The 26,418-nt window shown below is 47.9% G+C and carries 14 protein-coding genes and 1 pseudogene; 12 read left to right on the forward strand and 3 right to left on the reverse strand.

Annotated features, from left to right (window positions below; all coding sequences use genetic code 11):
• Positions 1–217 precede the first annotated feature (217 nt).
• Positions 218–1,342: an ISAs1 family transposase gene (locus tag N5E87_RS07130; protein ID WP_279775221.1), complete on the forward strand. Its 1,125-nt coding sequence runs from the start codon at positions 218–220 to the stop codon at positions 1,340–1,342.
• A 124-nt stretch (positions 1,343–1,466) separates the two neighbouring features.
• Here N5E87_RS07130 and N5E87_RS07135 read toward each other — a convergent pair whose 3' ends face one another.
• The gene (locus N5E87_RS07135) at positions 1,467–2,390 is read right to left on the reverse strand and encodes an IS5 family transposase (protein ID WP_279775222.1); all 924 of its coding nucleotides are present in this window, start codon (positions 2,388–2,390) and stop codon (positions 1,467–1,469) included.
• Positions 2,391–2,498: 108 nt separating this feature from the next.
• Positions 2,499–2,684: pseudogene (locus N5E87_RS07140) on the reverse strand (HAD family hydrolase); the annotation flags it as partial.
• A 335-nt stretch (positions 2,685–3,019) separates the two neighbouring features.
• Between N5E87_RS07140 and N5E87_RS07145 the strand changes: the two are divergent.
• Positions 3,020–3,862, forward strand: a complete 843-nt coding sequence (locus N5E87_RS07145) for a sulfotransferase (RefSeq protein WP_279775223.1) — start codon at positions 3,020–3,022, stop codon at positions 3,860–3,862.
• 15 nt (positions 3,863–3,877) lie between these two features.
• Complete coding sequence (locus N5E87_RS07150; protein ID WP_279775224.1) at positions 3,878–17,128, forward strand: putative Ig domain-containing protein; 13,251 nt, start codon at positions 3,878–3,880, stop codon at positions 17,126–17,128.
• 452 nt (positions 17,129–17,580) lie between these two features.
• Here N5E87_RS07150 and tnpA read toward each other — a convergent pair whose 3' ends face one another.
• Complete coding sequence (gene tnpA / locus N5E87_RS07155; protein ID WP_279775225.1) at positions 17,581–17,979, reverse strand: IS200/IS605 family transposase; 399 nt, start codon at positions 17,977–17,979, stop codon at positions 17,581–17,583.
• 54 nt (positions 17,980–18,033) lie between these two features.
• Between tnpA and N5E87_RS07160 the strand changes: the two genes are divergently transcribed.
• The 9 genes from N5E87_RS07160 to rfbB all read left to right on the forward strand — a co-directional run bounded on the left by N5E87_RS07160 (position 18,034) and on the right by rfbB (position 26,322).
• Entirely contained in the window at positions 18,034–18,261 is a 228-nt protein-coding gene (locus N5E87_RS07160; RefSeq protein WP_279775226.1) for a helix-turn-helix domain-containing protein, read from the forward strand.
• Positions 18,262–18,324: 63 nt separating this feature from the next.
• On the forward strand, positions 18,325–18,606 hold the full coding sequence (locus tag N5E87_RS07165; protein ID WP_253990071.1) for an IS66 family insertion sequence element accessory protein TnpB: 282 nt from the start codon (positions 18,325–18,327) through the stop codon (positions 18,604–18,606).
• A complete protein-coding gene (gene tnpB / locus N5E87_RS07170; protein WP_253990070.1) occupies positions 18,606–18,956 on the forward strand; it encodes an IS66 family insertion sequence element accessory protein TnpB in 351 nt (116 codons plus the stop codon). The genes N5E87_RS07165 and tnpB overlap by 1 nt, the downstream gene beginning before the upstream one ends.
• Positions 18,957–18,977: 21 nt before the next feature.
• On the forward strand, positions 18,978–20,726 hold the full coding sequence (locus N5E87_RS07175) for an IS66 family transposase (RefSeq protein ID WP_279774986.1): 1,749 nt from the start codon (positions 18,978–18,980) through the stop codon (positions 20,724–20,726).
• 18 nt (positions 20,727–20,744) lie between these two features.
• Entirely contained in the window at positions 20,745–21,008 is a 264-nt protein-coding gene (locus N5E87_RS07180) for a transposase (protein ID WP_279774985.1), read from the forward strand.
• A gap of 64 nt (positions 21,009–21,072) precedes the next feature.
• Positions 21,073–21,987: an RNA-guided endonuclease TnpB family protein gene (locus N5E87_RS07185; RefSeq protein ID WP_279775227.1), complete on the forward strand. Its 915-nt coding sequence runs from the start codon at positions 21,073–21,075 to the stop codon at positions 21,985–21,987.
• 212 nt (positions 21,988–22,199) lie between these two features.
• Positions 22,200–23,411: an NnrS family protein gene (locus tag N5E87_RS07190; RefSeq protein WP_279775228.1), complete on the forward strand. Its 1,212-nt coding sequence runs from the start codon at positions 22,200–22,202 to the stop codon at positions 23,409–23,411.
• The gene (locus N5E87_RS07195; protein ID WP_279775843.1) at positions 23,395–24,804 is read left to right on the forward strand and encodes an ammonia-forming cytochrome c nitrite reductase subunit c552; all 1,410 of its coding nucleotides are present in this window, start codon (positions 23,395–23,397) and stop codon (positions 24,802–24,804) included. Before N5E87_RS07190 ends, N5E87_RS07195 begins: the two co-directional genes overlap by 17 nt.
• 498 nt (positions 24,805–25,302) lie before the next feature.
• Positions 25,303–26,322 (forward strand): dTDP-glucose 4,6-dehydratase, encoded by a 1,020-nt coding sequence (gene rfbB, locus N5E87_RS07200; protein WP_279775844.1) that lies wholly within the window; start codon positions 25,303–25,305, stop codon positions 26,320–26,322.
• Positions 26,323–26,418: the final 96 nt, after the last annotated feature.

Raw genomic sequence — 26,418 nt, forward strand, 5'->3', positions numbered from 1 at the left:
TAGATTAAATCACAAAAAAATGGTAAATATCTTCAATTCATGAGCTAGTTTTGTCACAGGAATAGTTTTTTATTTATGTTTTTTTAATTTTAAGTTTTTTAATTGGCCTATTGAGTGCCAGGGCAAGATCACGAACGTTTTTCGCACACTTTAGCATAATTGATTGACCGCGATCTTCTGCTGTGATCAGATACTGGCTTTTACGCGGAGCCAGTTTATGAACATCGATATTTTTGCAGAGCACTTTTCAGAATTAGAAGACCCAAGGCAAGCTGCAAAGGTCGTTTACCCCTTGTTTGATGTCGTGTTTTTAACGTTGTGTGCCGTTATCGCGGGCTGCGAGGGTTGGGAAGATATTGAAGATTTCGGTGAAAATCGCTTTGACTGGCTGCAAGAACATGGCTTTTTTAAACTGGGTTTGCCTGTTCACGACACCATAGCGCGGGTGATGTCATTGCTGGACAGTGAAGCCTTGCAGCGTTGTTTTGCCAGTTGGATGCAGGCCTGTACAGAGCTTACCGATGGTCAGGTGGTGGCAATTGATGGCAAAACGCTGCGAGGTTCATACAACCGGGAAGACCGTTGCTCTTCTATTCATATGGTCAGTACCTTTGCCAGTGCAAATGGCGTGGTTATGGGACAGGTTAAGACTGACGAGAAGAGCAACGAAATTACGGCGATACCTCAGCTACTCAATTTGCTGGAGCTTAAAGGTTGCCTGGTCAGTTTGGATGCCATGGGATGCCAGAAAGAGATAGCCCAGCAGATAGTAGATAAGGGCGCTGATTACCTGCTTACGGTTAAAGGCAACCAAGGTCAACTGCACGATGCAGTGAAGCAAGTTTTTGCGGGTAAAGCCCACAAAGACAGTGCATCTCAGTCACTGGAAAAGAACCGTGGGCGCTTGGAATACCGTGAGTTCCAGGTATGCCAAGCCAGTGAATTACCGGCAAAGCTCAAAGCCGCCTGGCCGGGGCTGACGACTTTAGGTATGGCCACCACCTATCGGGTGGAAAAGAACAAACGAGCGGTATTAGAGCAGCGTTACTTTATTAGCTCTGCTGCGCTTAGTGCGGAGCGGCTATCCCGTGCGATCCGTGAGCATTGGGGTATAGAAAACCAGTTGCACTGGGTGCTGGATGTGAGTTTAGGTGAGGATGCGTGCCAGATATACCGTGGCAATGCCGCCGCCAATCTTGCCACGATGCGGCACTTCGGCTTAAACATGTTACGCGCTGAAAAGCGGAAAATGAGTATCAGAAGAAAGCAGCGTCAGGCTTTAATGAATGCAGCCTATCTTGATGCAGTGTTGGAGGCTGGCATGAGTGTGGTGATTAAATGACCACTCGTAATCTCACCCTGTATTGAGTGCATTTAAGCAGTTGCATTAATCATGTTGCTTCCAGTTGTTGGCTTTGTTTCCTAAATCAAACCAGTGAACAAAGCCCCTCATGATCGTTTAAATATTAAACTACATAGTGAGTTTCAGGCATACCTAGCCCTGTGAGCTTGTTCAACGCCTTTACCATCGCGTAAGTTTCTCCTACCTGACCGTGATAATTTCGCAGGCTTAATCTGCCACCTAGTAATTGCTTCACCCTATACATGGCAGTTTCTGAGATTGACCGCCGATGATAACCATACCGTTTTTTCCACTGCTTATTTGAACTATAAAGATGTTGCCAACTGACCGCGAAGTTGCGCGGATGCCCCTGTTCCCAGAGTGCGGCTCCTTCCCTCGGTGGAATGAGCACTAAAGCGCGTTTTCGACGAACCGCATCGTGACAGGCTCTTGTATCGTAAGCACCATCACCTGAAATATTATGGATTTTTCGATGGGTTTGCTTGAGCAAATTCGGCATAACTTCAGCGTCAGTGACACTGGATAAACTCAGTTCAGCGGCAATAATTTCGTGGCTATGTGTATCGACGGCAATATGTAGTTTACGCCACACACGGCGCTTACCATCTGTACCATGTTTCTTCACTTTCCACTCGCCTTCGCCATAAACCTTCAAGCCTGTCGAGTCGATAGCCAAGTGCTCAATGGTGCCACGAGTCTTGGTTTTAAAAGCAATCTTGACGGTTTTCGCTCGTTTGCTGATGCAAGTGTAATGTGGGCACGAAAGCGGAATATCTGCCAGTTTAAACACCGAGTTGATAAAACCTTGTAACGCTCGCAGTGGCATAGAGAAAACACGTTTAACCATCAGCGCAGTGGTAATGGCTAAGTCGCTAAATACGTGTGGGCGACCTTTCCTTGGTTGCTCGACCTTAGCTTTCCACTGGGCGATGGCGTCCTCATCAATCCAAAAGGTGAGTGAGCCACGATTGATTAAGGCTTGATTGTATTGCTTCCAGTTAGTTGTTTTATAGCGAGGTTTTGACACGATTGATTGGTGAGTTGATAGGCTATGCCGATCAGATCACCAGCTATGGTTTTAGTTCAACTGATTTAGGAAACAAAGCCTTCAACCGATTTAGGAAACAAAGCCGCCTAAGATGCCCGCAACTCTGCCGTAGGCTTCTTCCACCCATTGTTGCGCCTGGCTCTGGCTTAATTTCCGCTGCTTGCTCAGCTCCTGCGGCACCAGACTCAGCCAAAAATGGTTATCAAAGTGCAGGTCGAGCAGGGTGCCATCCATATCGAGCAGTACAGTATCAATCTTCTTCCAGTCAAACATGGGATGTCCTGTGTGGTTGCTATTTGTCCAACAAAAAGTGGTGAATATATTCCTAACGACAAAATATGTTTTCAGATGTTTCGTATTTGTTTTGTGCTATCCTTATTTGGTGTTTATTTTTGTTTATTATTGGTTAAATTTTGCGGGTTGAAATCGGTAAGTCGAAATGATTATACCGTGAATTCAACACTGATTTGGATAACTGCCCTAGATTGTGTGGGTAAGAAGTTCATTTATCCACATAAGTTTATTTTCACCCAGATTATGGTTAGGTGTCTTAGTCGTACGCTTTGACATTTCTATATAAATAATGATTTCAGAAAGCAAGGGATTGAATGGCGGCTCAATTACATTTTATTTCGGGTTTACCTCGTTCTGGCTCCACGCTGCTTGCGGGAATATTGAGGCAAAATCCACGTTTTCACGCTGCTATGAGTAGTCCTGTTGCGGGACTTGTGAATGGCGCCTTGGAGCAAATGGGCGCAGGAAGTGAAAGCTATTCCTTTTTTGATGAACAAAAGCGCAAAGCCATTTGTCGAGCATTGATCGATGCCTACTACAGCGATAAAAGCCAAGCAGTTATTTTTGATACCAATCGTCTATGGACAGCGCGTCTTCATCAGTTAGTTGAATTAGTTGATGATTTTAAAGTGATTTGTTGTGTGCGAAATCCTGCATGGATTATGGATAGCTTTGAAAAAATTTACCGTAAAAACCCCTTTGACTACAGTCGGATGTTTAACGCAGCTACTCGCCAAACCGTATATAGCCGCTGCGAAGCTCTTATTAATACTGGTGGTAGTGTGGGGGCCGCTTGGACGGCATTAAAAGAGGCTTATTACGGCGAATATTCAGAGCGATTGTTATTGGTGGATTACGATCTGCTGACTCAGTATCCTGCTCGCACTCTAGAATTAATTTACCGCTTTATTGGCGAGCCTTTGTTTGCGCATGATTTCGATAATGTCGATTATTCAGAGAATGAGTTTGATCAAAACCTAGGTGTAAAAGGTTTACATAACGTTGGTAGAAAGGTGGAGTTTAAAAGTCGGCGCAGCATTTTGCCGCCGGATTTATTTGTGAAGTACCAAGAAATGGACTTCTGGCTGGATACTACTGGCACTGCAGCCAATATTATTGCCAGTAAAAAGTCGCCAGTAATACCAGTTAAAAACTAAGGAACTTAGAGTACTATGGCAAACAAAATTCTTACCGGGTTGTCTTCTCTGTTGCTTCCCTTTGGGCTTTATGGCGCGCCCGTGCAGCTTTCTTCTGGTTATTCACGTTCGTATCTTTCGGCTACGGCTCAAGGAAACCCACTTCCAGTAACCACTGCTGCATATTCAAAGGTGCTACGCGGATTAGCGCCTGAAAAGGCTAACGACCTAGATATAATTGGTGCCTACCTCGTTAAGGAGTTGGTGGTTATTGATTCTGCTGTACCGGACAAACAACTCTTTTATCGTGGCCTTAAACCCGGGATTGATATTGTTGAAATCGATTCGAGCCAATCTGGGGTACGTCAACTAAAGACTATTCTCGCTAAATATCATGACCTTACTGCAATTCACATTGTATCCCATGCGCAAGAGGGAGCCTTGTTACTCGGTAACTCTCATATCACTGCCGAGAATATCAAGAAAGAAGTGGAGGTTTTCGCTGCCTTAAATGGTGCAGTACGCGAAGGTGGTGACCTGTTGTTTTACGGTTGTGAGTTAGCGGCAAATGCTGCTGGTGAGGAGTTGCTGGATATAGTTCAGCACAACACTCATCTGGATGTGGCTGCATCAAACAATTTAACCGGAGATTCACGGCAACATGGTGACTGGAACTTAGAAATTCAGCGCGGTCATATTGAAACTGAACTGGCCTTTACCGATAAGGCTTTAGCAGATTTCAATGACGTTCTGGCTCCTACAGTTTACCGTCCGGCGGATATGAGTTACTTATACAATGTTGCTGAGATGGTGTCACCGGACAATAAGATTCGTTTTACCAGCCCAGATGGCACTGTAACCAATTTTAATAATACAGGTACGGACGGAGCGATGAATGCGCTTAATGGTATCGGGGATTATTTTGGTGCCAGATTGCAAATCGCGGCTAATCCATCGATTACGAGCACTTTTGAGCTTCATTCAATAAAACTTTGCGTACAGAGTTACCAGGTTGTAGAAGATACGGTTAATTTAACAATTATTGGTTACAACAGTGCTGACTCCAACATTGGCTCAACTAATATTAGTGTTACTACAGTTCCCTGTTATAACACTAACGATACAGATACCTTTGATTTGAGTGCGACTTTTGGTAGCAATTACGATTTAAAGCGATTTGTTATCAGTTATACGGGGGGGGCGCCAAATGACAAATATTTTGTTTTTAAATCAGTCACGCTCGATGACATAAAAGGTCTTGATATCACCCCGCCGAGTGTTAGTTCAATCACTTTATCGGGATCACCTGCCGCTAATGCAAGTTCTGTTACCTATGTAGTGGCCTTTGATGAGGCTGCTAACAATATAAGTGCTGACGATTTTCAGCTGACTACAACAGGTACAGCAAACGGCACCATTAGTTCGGTTAGTGCTTCGTCTGGCTCTCCCGTAAACGTGACTGTTAATGGTATTTCCGGCGCGGGTACTCTGCGTTTGGATTTAAAGAGTAGTACCAATATTGTTGATGCAGCAGGTAATGGTAATAACAACAATGGTTATGTAGCGGCTTATTCTTCGGGTGCTGTTCACACCGTAAATATGTCCCCAACGGTAACCGATGGCAATATCAGTATTTCCGGTGCCAGCGGTACCGGCGGTACTTATAAAATTGGCGATACCATCAGCGCCACCTGGAACAATACCGCTGGCGGTGATAATAACGCCAGCATTACCGGCGTTATCGCAGACTTTTCCCAGTTTGGCGGTGGAGCTGCCGTAGCTGCAACCAATAGCGCAAGCAGTTGGACAGCCACCTATACCGTAACTGCAGGTGCTATTGATGCCACCAACCGCAATGTCAGTATCACCGCCAGCAATGCTGATGGCTCTACGACTACCGCTGATACCACCAATGCGACTGTCGATAACGTCGCGCCGACAGTGAGTGATGCCAATATCAGCATTTCCGGCGGTACCGGCGCTGGTGGTACCTACATTATCGGCGATACTGTAACAGTCAGCTGGAATAATACCGCAGGTGGTGAGAACAACACGGATATTATCAGCATTGCTACTGTGGACTTTTCAGCTTTTGGTGGCGGTGCTGCGGTGGCGGCGAGCAATAGTAGTGGCACTTGGACGGCAACTTATACGCTAATCTCGGGCGCCATCGATGCGACCAATCGCAATGTATCGGTCACTGCGACGGACAATGCTGGCAACGCAACCACTACGACAGATACCACAAACGCGATAGTGGATTCGGCTGCGCCTACACTGACGGATGGCAATATCAGTATCAGTGGCGCCACGGGTACTGGTGGTGCCTATATTGTCGGCGATACTGTCACCGCGACATGGAACAACACCGCAGGCGGCGATAACAACAGCGATATCATCAGTGCAGTGACGGTTGACTTCAGCCAATTCGGCGGCGGTGTGGCCGTGGCTGCCACCAATAGCAGCGGTACTTGGACCGCCACTTATACCTTGGTTGCCGGTGCCATTAATTCCTCTAATCGTAATGTGTCGGTCACCGTAACGGATAATGCCGGCAATACCAGAACCCAGGCCGACAGCAGCAATGCCGTTGTGGATAATGTGCTACCAGCGGTGGCCAGTGTCGGTGTTCCGGCCAATGCGACTTATATTGTAGGGCAAAACCTCGATTTTACCGTCAATACCACAGAGGCGATTACCGTGAATACTGGGGGTGGCACGCCGCAGCTTACCTTGACGATAGGCTCTGCCACTGTGTATGCCAGTTATCTTTCCGGCTCCGGCAGCAACGCACTGACTTTCCGCTACACAGTGCATAGTGGTGATCTCGATACCGATGGAATAGCAGTCGCGGGGTTGATAGAAACCAATGGTGGCATCTTAAAGGATAGTCTGGGTAATACTCTGAACTCAGCCTTAAATTCGGTCGGTAATACCACGGCCGTATTAGTGGATGCGATAGCGCCAACTGTGAGTAGTGTTACTGTCCCCGCAAATGATACGTATGTGGTTGGGGAAACCTTGAGTTTTACGGTGAGCAGCACTGAAAATGTGACTGTGAATACGGGCGGGGGGACGCCGCGTATCGCCGTAACTATTGGCGGAACCACCCGTTATGCCACATATATCAGTGGCTCTGGAACCACTAATCTAGTCTTTAGCTACACAGTACAGGTTGGTGATAACGATACCGACGGTATTGCCTTGGCATCTAGCATTGATGCCAACGGAGGAGCCTTACTTGACGGTGCGGGTAATGATTTAGTGCTCACGTTGCACTCGGTTGGTTCAACTATCGCAATTCTCGTAGATACTGCCGCACCGACAGTGCAGAGCTTGAATCCTGTCGATGGCGATGTTGGGGTGGCAGTTGGTGCTAATTTTGTGCTGACTATGAATGAAGATATTCAACTCGGTACCGGCATTATAGTGATCTACGACGCCGATGATCTGGCCGTAGCGACCATTGATGTGACTGCACATGCGGGACAGTTAAGTACAGATGGTGACATGTTGACTATTAACCCAACCGCTAATCTAGTTGAAAACACCAGTTATTATATTCAAATCGCCAATGGGGCTATTACTGACTTGGCGGGTAACATTTACGCTGGGATTAGCAATAAAACCGATTGGAACTTCACCGTTGCCGATGTGACTCCACCAGTTGTTACTGGCGTGGTGGTATCGGGCTTACCCGCAGCGAACGCCGCTAGTCTCGTGTTTAGTGTGAGTTTAGATGAGGTGGCGAGCAATTTCTCTATCGATGATTTTGCTCTTACGGCAACAGGTTCGGCAAGTGGCAGTATTGCCAGCGTTTCTGCTGCATCCGGCACCAGTGTTGATGTGACTGTGAATACTGTGAGTGGCACGGGTAGTCTGAGACTCGATGTCAACGCGAATACTAATATCCAAGATACTGCCGGTAATGGTAATGGCACTAATGGCTATACCGCCACTTATACCGGTGGCGCAAGCCATGCCGTCGATCGTGATCCACCTTTAGCCCCTTCGGGGCTCGATCTTGCCGCAGGTTCTGATTCGGGAATCAGCAGCACAGATAATGTAACCAACGATACTACTCCGACATTCACTGGCAGCGCAGAGGCGAATAGCACAGTGACGCTCACGAGCAGCATCGATGACGCATTGGGGAATACAACTGCTGATGGTGCTGGAAATTGGTCATTTACCACGCCGCTATTAACCAGTAATTCAGCGCATAACATTACGGCCACTGCGACCGATGTCGCTGGCAATACTGGCGCGGCATCGACGGCACTTGCGCTTACGCTCGATACGCAAACTCCCACGATAACCAGTTCGGCCCCCACTGGGGGGGCCTCTGCTGCGGATGTCAGTGTGATATTCAACCTCGCCTTTAGTGAATCTGTGAATAGTCTGACGACGGATGATTTTGCCTTGGTGAGCACAGGCACAGCATCCGGCTCTATTTCGAATATTTCAGCCAGTTCAGGTGCTGGCGTTGCTGTGACTGTTAATGCTATTTCGGGTACGGGTAGTCTGAAGGTGGGCCATGTATCGAGTGATATCACCGATGATGCGGGTAATGCTCTCGGAGCCTATAGTGCAGGTGCTGCACACTCGGTCGATACGGATGCGCCGACTATTGCTAGCGTCAGTTTTGATCAGGCATCGGTCACCCAGGCAAATCAAGGCATGATTAGCTTGACCTTAGCGAGTGCTGAGGTGGGAACCAGTGCAAATTACACTATTACCGGCAGTACGGGCACGCCTGTCACAGGATCTATTGCAGTCGCAAGTGCGTCACAACAGATCACCAATATAGATGTGAGCGGTTTAGGGGATGGCACTCTGACCGTGAGCCTGACCCTGACTGATGCGGCGGGTAATATTTCTAGCCCAGCAGTAACCGATACCATATCGAAGGATGCTGTCATTCCAACTGTGAATGTGGTTAATGTTAACGATGGTCATTATGGCGTCGGCAGTGCTATCGATATCACGCTTACACTGACCGAGGATGTGGTGGTTTCTGGCACACTTTCTACACTGTCGCTCGATATCGATGGCGTGGCTCGTCAAGCGGTATTTGTGTCAGCGGCGAGTGGTGTTCTGACATATAGATATACGGTCCAAGCGGGCGATAACACGGGGGCGAGTGGTTTAATTGTCGATGCTAATGGCATAGTGCTTAATGGTGACACCATGCGGGATACGGGCAGCAACGATGCCGATTTAAGCTATAGCCAGTGGGACAGTGTCAATGTAATTGTCGATACGACTGCCCCCGTCGATCCTATTGTTACTGCGCCTGCTGGCACTATAAGTACCAATCTGGCAACGACATTGATCAGCGGAACGCACCCTGACGATGGGGTGACAATCAGCCTCTATGCCGATGTGGATAATGACGGTGTTGCCGATAACGCGACTGTGTTGGATGACACTATAGTGGTCGCGGGCACTTGGACTCTGAGTGCCTCATTATCGACGGACAGCGGCAATAATTTCGTTGTGATTGCCAGCGATGCAGCGAGCAATGTTTCCGCACCCCAGAATGTCCCCACTATTACTCAAGACTCAACGGCGCCAGCTGTTCCATCTACGCCAGATCTGGATGCAGCAAGCGATTCGGGGACGAGTTCCGCGGATAACATCACCAAGAATACAACACTCGTGTTGACGGGGACTGCAGAGGCTGGTGCCAGTGTCGTCCTTAGCAGCCAACTTGATGGTGAGCTTGGCACTGTCAATGCGGATGGCAGTGGTGATTGGAGTGTCAGTGCGACCAACGTGAGTGCGGGCACCCATAGCATCACGGCGGTTGCTACTGATATCGCAGGAAATAGCAGTGTCGCATCGAGCGCCCTATCTGTGACTATTGATACGAGCGCGCCCACTTCCTCAGTAATTGATAATCAAAACATTCAACCTGGCGAGAGTTCATCTACGCTCGCGTTTACTATTGCCGATGATGTAACCGCTGTGACGGATATTCTTGTGACGCCAGCGAGTTCGGAGACCACAGTGGTTCCACTGGCGGATGTTGTATTAGCAGGAAGCAATGCCGACAGAAGTGTGACTGTGACTGCGCTTGGCTCGGGTACCAGTACCATCACCCTGACGCTCGAAGATGGTGCGGGTAATACTAGTACTCAAACCTTCGAGGTTGTGGTGAATAGTGCTCCGACAATTTTGGGAATACCCGCGACGAATGTGGCTCAAGGTGCACCTTATAGCTTTGTGCCAACAGGTGCAGATGCGGATGGTAATAGTCTGCTCTTTGACATTACGAATCGACCTGCATGGGCGAGCTTTAATACGGCAACAGGGGAATTAAGCGGTACGCCAACGAATGCGGATGTCGGTGTGACGACGGCAATAGTGATCAGTGTGAATGATGGAGTGCTCAGTGCGAGCCTGCCTGCTTTCAATCTCACGGTCACCAACGTCAACGATGCGCCGACGATTAGTTCAACGGCCATCACAGCTGCCACTCAGGATACCGCGTACAGCTACAGCTTTGCGGCGAGTGATACCGATGTGGGCGACACGTTAACCTTAAGCGCCGTGACCAAACCGAGTTGGTTGAGCTTCAATGCGGGCACTGGATTGTTAAGTGGCACGCCAAGCAATGCCGATGTGGGTGCACACCCAGTAACACTGCGGGTGACGGATACGGACGGCTTAACGGCAGAGCAAAGCTTCAGCATCACAGTGACCAACGTCAACGATGCACCGACCATTAGTTCAACGGCGTTAACCAGCGCCACCCAAGATGCAGCCTATAGCTACACCTTGGTGGCGACGGACAGCGATGTCGGCGACAGTGTCACCTTAAGTGCCGTGACACTGCCAAGCTGGCTGAGCTTTAATGCGGCCACTGGCGTGCTGAGCGGTACCCCAACTAATGCTAACGTTGGCAGTCATGCCGTAGTGCTACGCGCTACGGATGTGGATGGTCTGACGATTGACCAGAGCTTTACGATTGTGGTGGCAAACGTCAACGACGCACCGACCATCAGTTCAACGGCGTTAACCAGTGCTACCCAAGATGCAGCCTATAGCTACACCTTGGTAGCAACGGATAGCGATGTCGGCGACAGTGTCACCTTAAGTGCCGTGACACTGCCAAGCTGGCTGAGCTTTAATGCGGCCACGGGTGTACTGAGTGGTAACCCAACTAATGCTAACGTTGGCAGTCATGCCGTAGTGCTACGCGCCACCGATGTGGATGGTTTAACCGCAGAGCAAAGCTTCAGCATTGTGGTAGCGAACGTTAATGATGCACCGACTATCAGTTCAACGGCGTTAACCAGTGCCACCCAAGATGCGGCCTATAGCTACACCTTGGTGGCAACGGATAGCGATGTGGGCGACACGTTAACCTTAAGCGCCGTGACCAAACCGAGTTGGTTGAGCTTCAATGCGGGCACTGGATTGTTAAGTGGCACGCCAAGCAATGCCGATGTGGGTGCACACCCAGTAACACTGCGGGTGACGGATACGGACGGCTTAACGGCAGAGCAAAGCTTCAGCATCACAGTGACCAACGTCAACGATGCACCGACCATTAGTTCAACGGCGTTAACCAGCGCCACCCAAGATGCAGCCTATAGCTACACCTTGGTGGCGACGGACAGCGATGTCGGCGACAGTGTCACCTTAAGCGCAGAGACCTTGCCAAGCTGGCTGAACTTCAATCCGGCGACTGGCGTGTTAAGTGGCACCCCAACTAATGCTAACGTGGGCAGCCATGCCGTGGTGCTACGCGCCACCGATGTGGATGGCTTAACCGCAGAGCAAAACTTCAGCATTGTGGTGGCAAACGTTAATGATGCACCGACTATCAGCTCGACGGCGTTAACCAGTGCTACCCAAGATGCGGCCTATAGCTACACCTTGGTGGCGACCGACAGCGATGTCGGCGACAGTGTCACCTTAAGTGCCGTGACACTGCCAAGTTGGCTGAGCTTTAATGCAGCCAGTGGCGTGTTAAGTGGTACCCCAACTAATGCTAACGTGGGCAGTCATGCGGTATTGCTTCGCGCTACGGATGTGGATGGTCTGACGATTGACCAGAGCTTTACGATTGTGGTGGCAAACGTCAACGATGCACCAACCATCAGTTCAACGGCGTTAACCAGTGCTACCCAAGATGCGGCCTATAGCTACACCTTGGTAGCAACGGATAGCGATGTCGGCGACAGTGTCACCTTAAGCGCAGAGACCTTGCCAAGCTGGCTGAGCTTTAATGCGGCCACTGGCGTGCTGAGCGGTACCCCAACTAACGCCAATGTCGGCAGTCATGAGGTGGTGCTACGCGCCACGGATGTGGATGGTCTGACGATTGACCAGAGCTTTACGATTGTGGTGGCAAACGTCAACGATGCACCAACCATCAGTTCTATGGCGTTAACCAGTGCTACCCAAGATGCGGCCTATAGCTACACCTTGGTAGCAACGGATAGCGATGTGGGCGACAGTGTCACCTTAAGCGCAGAGACCTTACCAAGCTGGCTGAGCTTTAATGCGGCCACTGGCGTGCTGAGCGGTACCCCAACTAATGCTAACGTTGGCAGTCATGCCGTAGTGCTACGCGCCACGGATGTGGATGGTTTAACCGCAGAGCAAAACTTCAGCATTGTGGTGGCAAACGTTAATGATGCACCGACTATCAGCTCGACGGCGTTAACCAGTGCTACCCAAGATGCGGCCTATAGCTACACCTTGGTGGCGACCGACAGCGATGTCGGCGACAGTGTCACCTTAAGCGCAGAGACCTTACCAAGCTGGCTGAGCTTTAATCCGGCGACAGGCGTACTGAGTGGTACCCCAACTAACGCCAATGTCGGCAGTCATGCCGTAGTGCTACGCGCCACGGATGTGGATGGTCTGACGATTGACCAGAGCTTTACGATTGTGGTGGCAAACGTCAACGATGCACCGACCATCAGTTCAACGGCGTTAACCAGTGCTACCCAAGATGCAGCCTATAGCTACACCTTGGTGGCGACGGACAGCGATGTCGGCGACAGTGTCACCTTAAGCGCAGAGACCTTGCCAAGCTGGCTGAACTTCAATCCGGCGACTGGCGTGTTAAGTGGCACCCCAACTAATGCTAACGTGGGCAGCCATGCCGTGGTGCTACGCGCCACCGATGTGGATGGCTTAACCGCAGAGCAAAACTTCAGCATTGTGGTGGCAAACGTTAATGATGCACCGACTATCAGCTCGACGGCGTTAACCAGTGCTACCCAAGATGCGGCCTATAGCTACACCTTGGTGGCGACCGACAGCGATGTCGGCGACAGTGTCACCTTAAGTGCCGTGACACTGCCAAGCTGGCTGAGCTTTAATGCAGCCACGGGCGTGTTAAGTGGCACTCCAACTAACGCCAATGTCGGCAGTCATGAGGTGGTGCTACGTGCTACCGATGTGGATGGTCTGACGATTGACCAGAGCTTTACGATTGTGGTGGCAAACGTCAACGATGCACCAACCATCAGTTCTATGGCGTTAACCAGTGCTACCCAAGATGCGGCCTATAGCTACACCGTGGTGGCGACCGACAGCGACGTGGGCGACAGTGTCACCTTAAGCGCCGTGACACTGCCAAGTTGGCTGAGCTTTAATGCAGCCACGGGCGTGTTAAGCGGTACCCCAACTAACGCCAATGTCGGCAGTCATGAGGTGGTGCTACGCGCCACGGATGTGGATGGTCTGACGATTGACCAGAGCTTTACGATTGTGGTGGCAAACGTCAACGACGCACCGACCATCAGTTCAACGGCGTTAACCAGTGCTACCCAAGATGCGGCCTATAGCTACACCTTGGTGGCGACCGACAGCGACGTGGGCGACAGTGTCACCTTAAGCGCCGTGACACTGCCAAGTTGGCTGAGCTTTAATGCGGCCACTGGCGTGCTGAGCGGTACCCCAACTAATGCTAACGTTGGCAGTCATGCCGTAGTGCTACGCGCCACGGATGTAGATGGTTTAACCGCAGAGCAAAGCTTCAGCATTGTGGTAGCGAACGTTAACGATGCGCCTGTCGCTTCTAATCAGTCTGTGACTCTTGAGGAAGACAGTTCGGTGATGATCACGTTTGCGGGTGAGGATGCCGATAATGATCCTCTGACCTATGAGATCAGCGCCCAACCTGCCTCTGGTACCTTAGAGCAACATGGTAGTGTCTGGCTCTACACGCCTGAGAAGGATTTTAATGGTACTGACTCTATTGGCTTTATCGCTAAAGATGCAGAGCTGAGCTCAGAGCCTGCCACAGTCACCGTTACGGTTACGCCAGTGAACGATGATCCTCAGGCGGTCGATGACAGCTATACCTTAACCAGTACTGCAAATGACACCTATTCGTTAGCTGTGTTGGCAAACGATGTGGATGTCGATGGCGACACCTTAAGCATTGATGGTGCTGCTGCGGATATTGGCAGTGTACAAATCACTGCTGATGGACTCAACTTTACCGCGCCCGAGGCTTATGTGGGGCCAGTTGCACTGCGTTATACCATTAGCGATGGCAACAAAGGCCGAGCAACCGCCAAAGTGAATGTGCTGATTGAAGGCGCTGATTCAGCGAATCAACCCGTGATCACCCTCCCTGATGATGTGGAAGTGAATGCGACAGGCCTGTTTACGCGGGTTAAACTCGGTTTTGCCAAGGCGGTTGACCGTAATGGCCATCCATTACCCGTGTCGCTGGTGAATAAGAGCTTGTTCTTCGCTCCTGGCAACTACTTAGCCTATTGGCAGGCTGTAGACAGCGAGGGCAATAAGGCGATTAAAGCGCAGAAGGTCAAAGTCAATCCATTGATTTCGCTGAGCAAAGATCAAGTTGTTGCTGAAGGGAATCAAGTGACCGTGAGTGTTCACCTCAATGGTGAGGCGCCAAGCTATCCGCTGAGTATTCCTTACACAGTGTCAGGAACGGCAGACAGCAGCGACCATGATTTGGTTGATGGCGTAGTGGAGATAGCCTCAGGACAAATGGCAGAAATCCACTTTACTACCTTGAACGATGGTGTGAGTGAAGGGAATGAAGAGGTACTAATCAGCCTTGACCCAAGCCTGAATCTTGGTAGTAAGCAGCAGACTCAAGTGGTGATTACCGAAGCCAATATTGCACCACAGGTTAGTTTAGCGGTGACTCAAGCTGGCCAACAGCAGGTGATAGTCGCGCAAAATGGCGGTGATGTGCATATTCGTGCTACCGCCTCCGATGCCAATGAGCAAGATACATTAACGCTGACGTGGGCAAGCGGTGCGTTAAGCTTGCAAGCGGATGCGACAGGGATGATGTTCTCTCCAGCCGCGGTAACGCCGGGGATTTATCCCGTGAGCCTAACGGTGACCGATGATGGTTCGCCTATGCTGTCGAGTACCGAAACAGTGTACATCGTAGTGCGTCCAAGTTTAGCTGCATTAACGAGTGCCGATACGGATGGCGATTTAATCCCCGATGTTCAAGAAGGCTATATCGACAGCGATAGTGATGGCATCCCAGATTATTTGGATGCAAATAACGACTGTAATGTGATGCCTGAAGGTGAATTGCAGCCGGTGTACTTCTTGGCCGAAGGGCAGGCGGGCGTCTGTTTACGTTTGGGAAATATTGCCCTAAGCCGTGGACAGAGCGGCGTGCAACTACAGCCTGAAGCCGTGGCTGAAGATGCTTTAGCTGCCAATGTCGGTGGTATTTTCGACTTTATCGCGACGGGCCTACCACAACAGGGCCAAAGCTATAGCTTGGTATTGCCACAACGTTCGCCCGTTCCAGCGAATGCCGTCTATCGCAAGTTTAATGCGCAAGCGGGCTGGCGAGACTTTGTGATTGATGCAAACAACACTGTTGCCAGTACTGAGGGGGAACGTGGTTTCTGCCCGCCACCGGGGGATAGCCGTTGGATGCCGGGATTAACCGAAGGCCATTGGTGTGTGCAGTTGACCATCGAAGACGGCGGTCCTAACGATGATGATGGTGTGGCTAACCGTACTATCGTCGACCCAAGTGGCGTTGCTGTGATGCTCAATGGTAACCACTTGCCTGTCGCCAACCCAGACTCGGCTGCGATTGCCTGGAACCAAAGTATCGATGTCAATGTGCTTGCCAACGATACGGATAGCGATGGTGATAGTTTGAGCGTCACGCAAGTGATTAGTGAGTTTGGCACTGTCACTGTGTTAGCGGATCAACGGCTCAGCTACACACCGGCGACAGACTTTATCGGCACCGATGTGTTGGTGTATAGCATTACCGATGGCAAAGGCGGTACGGCAAGCAGTGAGCTGACGATCGTGGTGAATGGCAACACGGCACCTGTGACTGTCGATGACAGCGCCGCTACCGATGACCGTACCAGCTTGCTTATCGATGTGCTGAGTAATGACACCGATGTGGATGGTAATACGTTGACCCTGTTAAGTGCGACGGCTCAACAGGGCACTGTGGCTATCGAAGCCAATAAACTGCGCTATATCCCTAAAACAGGATTCGATGGTGTGGATACCGTGACCTATAGGATTAGCGATGGCCAAGGTGGTGAAGCGACGGGGCAGGTGCTTATCACAGTGAAAGCCTATCAAGAGGTCATTATCGATAATAAGTCAGGAGGAGGCAGTATGACCTTATGGGCGTTGGCATTTATCTTGGCATGCGCGATATTGCGTCGCCGAGAATTACAGCGATTGGCCTTAGGCTGCCTGTTATTGCTCAGTGTGACGCAACAGGCACAGGCAACAGACTGGTATGTTGAGGGTTTTATCGGTCAAGCGCAGGCCGATAAAACACTGCCTGAGTTGAATACCCAAGTGGGAGAGGGACAGCTCCTCAACGTCGATGACTCGGATACCGCATTTGGGGTGAGCCTAGGTTATCAATGGACACCGATTGTAGCGTTAGAACTGGGCTATGCCGATTTTGGTGAAGGAACAGCGAGGATTAAGGGCGCGACGTTAACGCCGGAACAATACCATGAGTTGGTGAAAACCGTCACCCCAGTGCTTGCCGATGGGGTGATGTTGGGCTTGAGATTTACGTTGCTGCAGCATCAAGGTTGGCGCTTTGAAGTGCCTGTTGGCTTGTTCCATTGGCAAGCGGATATTGGTAGTACCATGGGCAATACCACGATAACGACTGATTTAGACGGCACAGATTGGTATGCGGGAGTGCGTTTTAGTTACCAATTTAGTGATGCTTGGTCTGTGGGCTTAGGTTATCAATACCTAGCTATCGAGCCGAATGACCTATTGAGTTATCAACTCAATCTGCGTTATCAGTTTTAGATGATATTGACATCAAAAGGGGCTTAGCCCCTTTTTTGTTTCCTGCCCTAAACCACCTACTTCAGTAGGCAGTCTCTTGATCACAAGACCTGTTCAAGAAACAGAGCGAGTTCGTAACCCTCAGGGATGGCTTGCAATTTGAGCTATCCTTCCCAGATCGTCTTAACTAACGATCTTCCATTGTTTTACTGTCTTTCCAACCACCAAGCCTTATCCTTAAACAGTTGCCTAAAAAGCTTTCTGAACGAGCTCTTGAAGCCGAGATGGAGCAACATTTTGGTTATGCATATGCAATAATGCCCTTTGAGGACGTCAAGTTTGTTTTGTTCGCTCTCTGTAACAAGTTCACACATTCATCTTTGGGATCTTAGTTCCAAAATTTAACTAATTGTGCGAAATTCCCCATCCATAATCTTTGATTTGGGTGGGGATGGATAGCACGATTTTTCTTTTTACTCAGGTCGTTCTTGATTCTGTATATATTCACGAATGACATCAATGGTCGCGCCACCCGTTGTAAGTAAACAATAAGCCCTAGTCCAAAGTACAGGTTTCCAATAATACGGTTTTAGTTCTTCACCAAACTCTTTGCGTATCAGTCTGCTAGATACAGTTTTTAGATTATTAATGAATTTGCTAGGCATAATATTGGGGTGCATATCTAACAACAAATGAATATGGTCGGCTTCACCATTGAACTCAATCAAAGTAATTTCCCAATCTTGACAGTTCTTTTTTACAATTTCCTCTAGCCGATCAAGCATTTTATTTGTGAAGCACTTTCTTCGATATTTTGTAACTAACACTAAATGATAAGTTAGCTTATAAACACAGTGATGATGTGATTTCATGGCATTTACACCAAGTTAGAAATTTGATAAATTATAAGCATGAACGAAGTCTTAATGAAAGCCTATAAATATCGTATTTATCCGAATGGTGAGCAAAAAGTGTTGATTGAAAAGCACTTTGGCTGTGCTAGGTTTACTTACAATTGGGCTTTAGCGCTTCAACAGAAATATTATATTGAGCATAAGAAGTCGCTCTCTCGTAAAGACATTCAAGATCAGCTTGTGGCACTTAAAAAGCAAGAACAATACTCATGGCTCAATGAAGGTAAGCGTCCATTTTAGGACGTCCTATCCCCACTAACGATCGCGCGATAAGCTGTGCACTCACCATAACAGGAGAGTGATATGACAAAGCGCGCTTACCGCAACGCTGCACAATGGCAGCAATTAATCGACTTATGGCACACATCAGAGCTGAGCATTGCTGAGTTTTGCCAAACCCATCAACTGAGTACCATGTCATTTTACAAATGGCGGCAACGCTTGGCTCCACAAACCGAGCAAGCACCTGTTCGTCAAGATACACAGTTTATCGATTTATCCGCGTTTGCACACCAAGGCAACACCCGCTGGCATATTGTCTTGTCGCTGGGCAATGGCGTTGAACTTACCCTTAGCCAGCAATAATGTTTATCCCTGCAGCTAACCAAAAAATCTGGCTGTGCACCACGCCCGTGGATATGCGTAAATCCTTTAACGGCTTAAGTGCCCTGGTACGCAATAAGCTTTGCCATAATCCACAAAGCGGCCAGTACTTTGTGTTTATCAACGCCCGTAAAACCCAGATGAAGGTGTTGTACTTCGAAAGCTCAGGCTATTGTGTCTGGGCGAAGCGCCTAGAGCAAGGCCAGTTTCCGGTGAAACCGCACCCCAATGGGATCCAATCGCTCACCGGCTGCACCCTGCAAATGATCGTTGACGGAATTACCGTACTTCGTCAAAAACAAGCGAAGCGCTATGGGCAGCCAAGCGCTTGATAAGCCTGTATAATTGGCGCTATGAAAATCAAGCCTTCACCCTCATCCAACGTGGCAACGGATGCTGAGACACTGGTTAATTTGACCAGTGAAATTGCGCGTCTGCAAGCCTTGGTTGAGGCTCTTCAGCAAAAAGACACCTTAGCGCAAGCACATGCTGAATTGGCGCAAAAGCACGCTGTCTTATCAAAACAGCATGCAACTTTATCGCAAAAGCACAGCACACTTGAGCAAAACTGGGATGAGCTACAAGCGAAATTCACGACATTGACCCAGTCCTTCGCAGGCATTAAGCAGCGCTTAGCCTGGTTTGAGAAGCAGTTGTTTGGTCAGAAGTCAGAAAAGCGCGCGCTGGAATTGGGTATGCAGTTAAGCTTGCTGGGCGATATGGTGCCCGCGCTGACCCAGCCCGAAGGTGAAACCGAATACACCACCTACACCCGCAGAAAAGGCAAGCAGCGTCCGGATGATTGCGTCAATGACAGTGGCCTACGTTTTAACGATAACGTGCCGGTCAAAGTGATTACGCTTATTCCCGATGAGCTAAAAGGGGAAGATGCGGACAAATATGAAGTGATTGGTGTGAAAAGCACCTTCCGCTTAGCGCAGCGCCCGGCGAGCTTCGAAGTGCTGCGTTATGACCGGCAAATCGTCAAACACAAAGAGAGCGAAGCCATTCTGCCAAGCAAGGCGCCGTTTAATGTGCTGGATAAAAGCTGTGCGGATGTGAGCTTTATCGTCGGGATGCTGGTCGATAAATTCCAATATCACTTGCCGTTGTATCGCCAACACCAGCGTTTAGCTGCGGCGGGCATTACCTTAAGCCGCAGTACGCTGGGCACCATTGTGGCACGTGGCATTGATTTACTGTATCCGATTGTCGATGCGATGCTGACCAGCATCTTACAAAGCCAGGTGCTGGCCATGGACGAGACGCCCATCAAAGCAGGCAAAGCTGGGCCAGGCAAAATGAAGCAAAGTTACTTCTGGCCGGTGTATGGCGATAAAGATGAAATTGTTTTTACCTTCTCCACCAGCCGCGGGCGGCAGCATATCGAAGAGATATTAAAACATCGCTTTAAAGGCACCTTATTAAGTGATGGTTACAGTGCCTATGCCAGTTATATCAAAGCCAATGAAGGCTTAACCCACGCCCAGTGCTGGGTGCATAGTCGCCGGCAATTTATTGAAGCTGAAAACAGCTGGCCACAACCGGCCAACGAAGCGATAAGCCTAATCGCTAAGCTGTATGAAATAGAAGAGACTATCCAACGCCAAAAGCTCACTGATGACAAAAAACGCCAATACCGGCTTACCCACAGTAAACCGGTGGTGGACCGCTTCTTCCAGTGGTGTGATGACATCCTGCATAACCTGACGCTGCTGCCCAAAGACCCCCTCTATAAAGCGATTGGCTATGTACAAAGCAAAGAAATGGCACTGCGCGTCTTCCTGGAAGCCCCTGATGTGCCGCTGGATACGAACCATCTGGAGCGGGCGCTCAGGTCCATTCCAATGGGTCGAAAAAATTGGCTGTTCTGTTGGACCGAAATCGGTGCAGAGCATGTCGGCGTTATCCAAAGCCTGATAGTGACCTGCCGCTTGCACGATATCAACGTGAACGACTATTTAACCGATGTACTGCTGCGCATCAGCCAACATCCTGCCAGCCAGGTACACGAACTGACGCCACAGTATTGGAAAACCAAGTTCGCTGACAACCCGCTACGCTCTGACCTCTTTGCTTTACCCGCCACTTCGGTAGAATAGCCTCCAGACGGAGGCGATATGCGCATAGAAGACCTAACCTTAGACGAATTACACGAGCTGAACGAGCTTATCTGGAAACGGATTGAGTACTTGCGTTTGCAAAACGATATTAATGTCCTGAGTCAGTTACGCTTAGGCCAAAAAGTGCACTTCAAGGCCAAAGAGGGGCAGGTATTCGGCGTGGTCATCAAAATTAACAAGAAATCGGTGGTGGTGGTCAGTGACGATAATCGCCAGTGGAAAATGCCACCAGGACTGGTACAGATCATGAAAGACGTTTAGTCAGGTTGGTTGGCAGAAATCTGCAAGGCGTCAATACGTCCTAAAATGAACGCTTACCAATGAAGTGAATAGTCAATCCCTACTTAGTGGATTGCTGCATGTCTATAACGCCTTTGGAAACTTCTTCAAAGGTCGAGCAAAGTTCCCAAAATTCAAATCTAAAAAAATACCGCAGCGCTCATACCAATGCCCTCAACATTGCAATGTAGACTTTGAAAAAGGTTTACTCAATCTACCCAAATTAAAAGGTATCAGGGCTGTATTTAGTCGTCAGTTTGATGGAAAGATTAAAACTGTCACCATTAGTAAAACAGCAACAGGAAAATACTACGCATCAATCCTAGTGGAAACCAATCTAACCAAAGTAATACCTTCCACGATTGAAGCGAATAAAACCATTGGTATTGATTTAGGCTTAAATCACTTACTGATTCAATCTGATGGTCAAAAAATTGAAAACCCTCGCTATTTACGCCAATCTCAAAAGCGATTAGCAGTTCAGCAAAAGATATTTGCTCGAAAGAAAAAAGAATCCAAGAACTATCAACGTCAGAAATTAAATGTTGCACGCATCCATGAAAAGGTACGTCTACAACGCTTAGACCTAAATCACAAACTAACGCATCACTTGATCTGTGAAAACCAAGCGACCACGTATGCAGTAGAGGATTTAGGCATTAAAAACATGGTTAAGAATAGTAAACTTGCGAAATCCATTTCGGATGTTGCGTGGGGACAGTTCCTAACATTGTTGGAATATAAGGCTCAATGGTACGGCAAGAATATTTTGAAAATTGGTCGATTTATGCCAAGTTCAAAAACTTGTTCTAACTGTGGCTACAAGATGGAAAAGCTACCGTTAAGCGTGAGATCATGGGAGTGTCCAAGCTGTCAGCTTGTGAGAGATCGTGACATTAATGCAAGCCTGAACATCCGTAATTTCGCTTTAGCTGATGCACTAGGACTTAGTGTTGTGTAAAGAGTTCCTGTGCCACAATACTTGTCAGTGCAAGTGTGGCATCGAAAGGTGTAATCAATTTGATTGCACGGGTCGCAAAGATTCCCCCACTACAACCTTTGGTTTAGTGGCGGGAGTAGGTCAAGATTGGTTTGAATTGAAGGTCATAACAGCTTAATATAAGGTGTATAATTAATGAATCTTACATGTCGTCTGCTTCTAGGCTGAAAACTATGCTAAATATTGATGATCCTACACAAACCGAACGAACTCATGCGTTATGGCGACTTGGCTTTAGACCTTTTTTTCTTGGGGGAGCAATAGTAGCTGCATTATATATCCCTTTGTGGTTAATAACTTGGTTTACTCCTCAATATAGTTTTTTTCCTTCGTCTTTTTGGAGTAAAGTATTGCCCCTATGGTGGCATCCACATGAAATGTTGTTCGGTTTTGCAATCGCAATTGTCTGTGGTTTTTTACTTACTGCTGTTCAAAATTGGACAAATCAATCCACATTAAAGGGATGGCCACTTGCATTGACCTTTAGTTGTTGGTTACTGGCAAGATTATTACTTTTACTCCCTATTCAAATTCCACTCATCTTACCTGCATTGTTTGATTCATTGTTTCTTGGCTTGGCAAGCCTTACCCTATGGCGCTGTATTTATAAGGTTAAGCAATGGCGTAATATTGGTTTTCCAATTATGTTGTTTGTTGCTCTCGTGATTAACAACATCAGCTATTATGCTCTATTTGAACGTGACTTCATCCTTGCCAATCAAATTTGGCAGGCTATGTTATGGTGGTTAGCCTTACTTATCACAATTGTTGGTGGGCGTGTCATTCCATTTTTTACTGCTATGCGCATTAAGGCAACCAAAGCTGAACCCTTAACTTGGATTGAGTACCCACTGATCGTGACTATGATCTTGCTTGTTATTCAATCACTCATTCATTTCATCCCTCTTGAAGTTGAACGAGGCTTATTGTTGATTGCCGGGCTTTTGCAGCTTGTCCGATTTGCACGCTGGCTACCCCATAAAACACTGAAAGAACCCATGTTGTGGTCTTTGCATATTGCCTATTTAATGCTACCAATCAGCTTATTATCTATGAGTTGGTATCTTGATAATGAATATGCTTATCGCAGTTTGCTTCATCTATTTGCTATTGGTTGTATGGCAACGCTCTGTCTTTCGATGATCTCTAGAGTGTCACTCGGGCACACAAGTAGAAATATTTATGAAGGCCCTAAGATGATGTTAGCTTTTATTTGCCTACCGTTAGCTGCGGTGTTCAGGGCTCTGATGGCTATTTGGTTTCCCGCGCATACTCAAGTCTGGTTATGGGTAGCGGCTAGTTGTTGGTTTATCGCATTTGCACTATTTGTATGGCACTACTTACCAATACTCACCCGACCCCGTATTGATGGGCGCCCAGGTTAATAGTGATATTATGGAAAAAGGATATAAAATGAAAAATTCTTTAAAAACAGCGGCATTACTTAAATTTATTGGTTTATCTTCTATTGCGATATGTACAGCTGTTGCGGCTTCCGATAATAACAATCAACAAAAATATCCTAACCAATATCAATCTTGGCAAGCTACATCCGAACAAGTTGAACGCGAGGATATGCTCGCCAATTATCCTGCCAGTATCATACTCTGGGCGGGTTCTTCCTATGCCAAAGAGTACCATAGCCCACGGGGACACCATTTTGCCGTTGCCGATGTGGCTCATACTTTACGTACCGGTGTGCCCCCTAAAGCAGGAGATAAAGGTTTATCAGCCAGTTGCTGGACCTGTAAAACGCCTGATGCTCCAAGATTAATCGAACAACTGGGATTTGAAGGATACTCCGCCAAAAACTTTACGGATCTTGGTAAAGAAATTCAAAGCGTTGTGTATTGTAGCGATTGCCATGAATCTGGCACTCAGAAATTAGCCTTACCTCGCCCTCATGCGCAAGACGCGATGGCTAAAATTCACCTGCCATTCGATAAACAAGATATTAATATGCAAGGTGCGCAGGTTTGTGGTCAATGTCATGTCACTTACTATTTCCGTCCGGAAAAAAGTAATGTTGTTAACATTCCTTGGATATTTGGCAATACCGCTGATGATATTGAAAAATACTATGATACTCGCCGCTTCTTCGAATGGATCCATCCTCTTTCAAAGACGCCGATACTCAAAGCACGGCATCCTGAGTTTGAACACTGGAGTCGCAGTAAACATGCCGAAGTCGGTGTTACTTGTATTACCTGTCATATGCCAACCCAGCAGGATGCAAAAGGTGTTGAATTTACTAGCCATAAAGTTGATAAAGCTTTACCGCACTTTGATAATAGCTGCAGTAGCTGCCATAGCAGTAAAACCAAAATTGAAACCAAGCTAGCGGCTAATAAATTAACGATTGAGACCAAAGCCCGCGAAGTTGAAGCTCTGCTCGTCAAAGCCCACTATGAAGCCAAAGCTGCATGGGATGCTGGTGCTAAATGGGAGAACATGAATGAGCCTATTATGGCGATACGCCACAGTCAGTGGCGGTGGGACTTCGCGATGTCTTCACATGGTTTGTATGCACATAATCCAGAGGAAGGTAAGCAGCTTTTAGATAAAGCCATCGAACAAGCGAGCGAAGCACGTCATCTGCTGGCTGGAATATTGAAGCAACTTAACGTGACCCAAGTTAGCTATCCAGATATCAGCACTAAAGAAAAGGCCCATCAAGCGATAGGGTTAGTAGAGGCCGATTTAATTAAAGAAAAACAAAAGTTTATTGAGAATGATGTTAAGAAACACTGGCAACCAGTTAGTCAATATGGTTATTAGCAAATGATACCTGCAAATGGTGTAGTTTAGCGTTTGGTTCATATCAAAATGTGATATAGAACTACTAAGGGGGATTGCCATAAATAAAGTGTGTGATTCATAGAGATCGTTTCAATCTTCTCAGCTCCAATTCAAGCCTGTAGTTTGTTCTTGAAGGGGTTCTTTTGCTGGTTCATATACACATAAAGTCGCAAGAGTGTGAACCATTAACAACTGATACCCCGTTGTGAAAGGTGAATTATCGACTAACGTGTACTAGCCCAGACCTGCTTCAGAACAATGCCTGAATCGTTAACTCCTTTGGGTGATCTAAGCGTGATGTTTATCGTTAATCAATGGCACAAGCTATTGTGCGCATTCGCCTCAGTGTTCGCTTCGCCCTGCACAGCTTGTATTTCTCTTGCTCCTCATACTTAAAAAGGTCACGTCGCTCTGCTGGTAAAGTTGTATACTTTCGGGCCTTTTATTTTTCTAACCTTTTGCTTTGGGATAGGCGATATGCGAATACTCATTACCGGTGGTGCAGGGTTTATTGGATCTGCATTAGTGCGAATGCTGATTGAGCAAACGATGTGCATCGTGATCAATCTCGATAAGTTAACCTATGCCAGTCATCCTGAGGCTTTAGCGGCTATTGCCGATAGTGAGCGCTATCATTTCATACAGGCGGATATTTGTGATGGAGCGACATTAGAGCAAGTCTTTCAGGCTCATCAGCCCGATGTGGTAATGCATTTAGCGGCTGAAAGTCATGTTGATCGCTCAATTGAAGGACCCGCTGCATTTATCCAAACCAACATTGTGGGCACCTATACGTTGTTAGAAGCTTCGCGCCGATATTGGCAGCAATTAGCGGATACGCGAAAAGGGTTATTTAGATTTCATCATGTTTCTACCGATGAGGTTTTTGGTTCACTGACCGAAACTGGATTGTTTAGTGAAACCTCAGCTTATGATCCGAGCTCGCCTTATTCAGCAAGTAAAGCTTCAGCGGATCATTTGGTTCGTGCTTGGCATCGAACTTATGCTTTACCGATAGTGATGACCAACTGCTCCAATAACTATGGCCCTTTTCAATACCCTGAAAAGCTCATTCCCCTAATGGTCACCAATGCGTTACAGGGTAAACCGTTGCCAATTTATGGTAATGGTCAGCAAGTGCGTGATTGGTTGTATGTGGATGACCACGTTAAGGCGCTCTATTTAGTTGCGACTCAGGGGGAGCTTGGGCAAACCTATAATATTGGTGGTTCCTGTGAGCAAACTAATTTGACGGTTGTGCGGCAAATTTGCGCCTTATTAGAGGAGTTAGTGCCTACTCATCCGCAATCTCTTGCAATGGGTAGTGCGGGGTTTGCTGATTTAATTCAGTATGTCGTTGACAGGCCTGGCCATGATGTACGCTATGCTATTGATGCCAGTAAAATTCAACGTGAATTAGGTTGGAGAGCGCAAGAGTCTTTTGAGTCAGGTCTCAGAAAGACGGTGGAGTGGATTATTAACCAGCAACATCTTTAAGCGAGTGCTTAGTGCGTGCGCAAGTTCATCCTCGAACATCATGTCTAGAATCTAGGGCGTTGCTTCGTAACTGCTAGGACAGCCTACGGCTTCTAG

The organism is Shewanella sp. GD03713, from assembly GCF_029843705.1.
In the GTDB taxonomy this organism is placed as follows: Bacteria; Pseudomonadota; Gammaproteobacteria; order Enterobacterales; family Shewanellaceae; genus Shewanella.

Coding starts and splice junctions, on each gene's coding strand:
- N5E87_RS07130 (WP_279775221.1), top strand. CDS start 218: ATGAACATCGATATTTTTGCAGAGCACTTTTCAGAATTAGAAGACCCA.
- N5E87_RS07145 (WP_279775223.1), top strand. CDS start 3,020: ATGGCGGCTCAATTACATTTTATTTCGGGTTTACCTCGTTCTGGCTCC.
- N5E87_RS07150 (WP_279775224.1), top strand. CDS start 3,878: ATGGCAAACAAAATTCTTACCGGGTTGTCTTCTCTGTTGCTTCCCTTT.
- tnpA (WP_279775225.1), bottom strand. CDS start 17,979: ATGAAATCACATCATCACTGTGTTTATAAGCTAACTTATCATTTAGTG.
- N5E87_RS07160 (WP_279775226.1), top strand. CDS start 18,034: ATGAAAGCCTATAAATATCGTATTTATCCGAATGGTGAGCAAAAAGTG.
- N5E87_RS07165 (WP_253990071.1), top strand. CDS start 18,325: ATGACAAAGCGCGCTTACCGCAACGCTGCACAATGGCAGCAATTAATC.
- tnpB (WP_253990070.1), top strand. CDS start 18,606: ATGTTTATCCCTGCAGCTAACCAAAAAATCTGGCTGTGCACCACGCCC.
- N5E87_RS07175 (WP_279774986.1), top strand. CDS start 18,978: ATGAAAATCAAGCCTTCACCCTCATCCAACGTGGCAACGGATGCTGAG.
- N5E87_RS07180 (WP_279774985.1), top strand. CDS start 20,745: ATGCGCATAGAAGACCTAACCTTAGACGAATTACACGAGCTGAACGAG.
- N5E87_RS07190 (WP_279775228.1), top strand. CDS start 22,200: ATGCTAAATATTGATGATCCTACACAAACCGAACGAACTCATGCGTTA.
- N5E87_RS07195 (WP_279775843.1), top strand. CDS start 23,395: ATGGGCGCCCAGGTTAATAGTGATATTATGGAAAAAGGATATAAAATG.
- rfbB (WP_279775844.1), top strand. CDS start 25,303: ATGCGAATACTCATTACCGGTGGTGCAGGGTTTATTGGATCTGCATTA.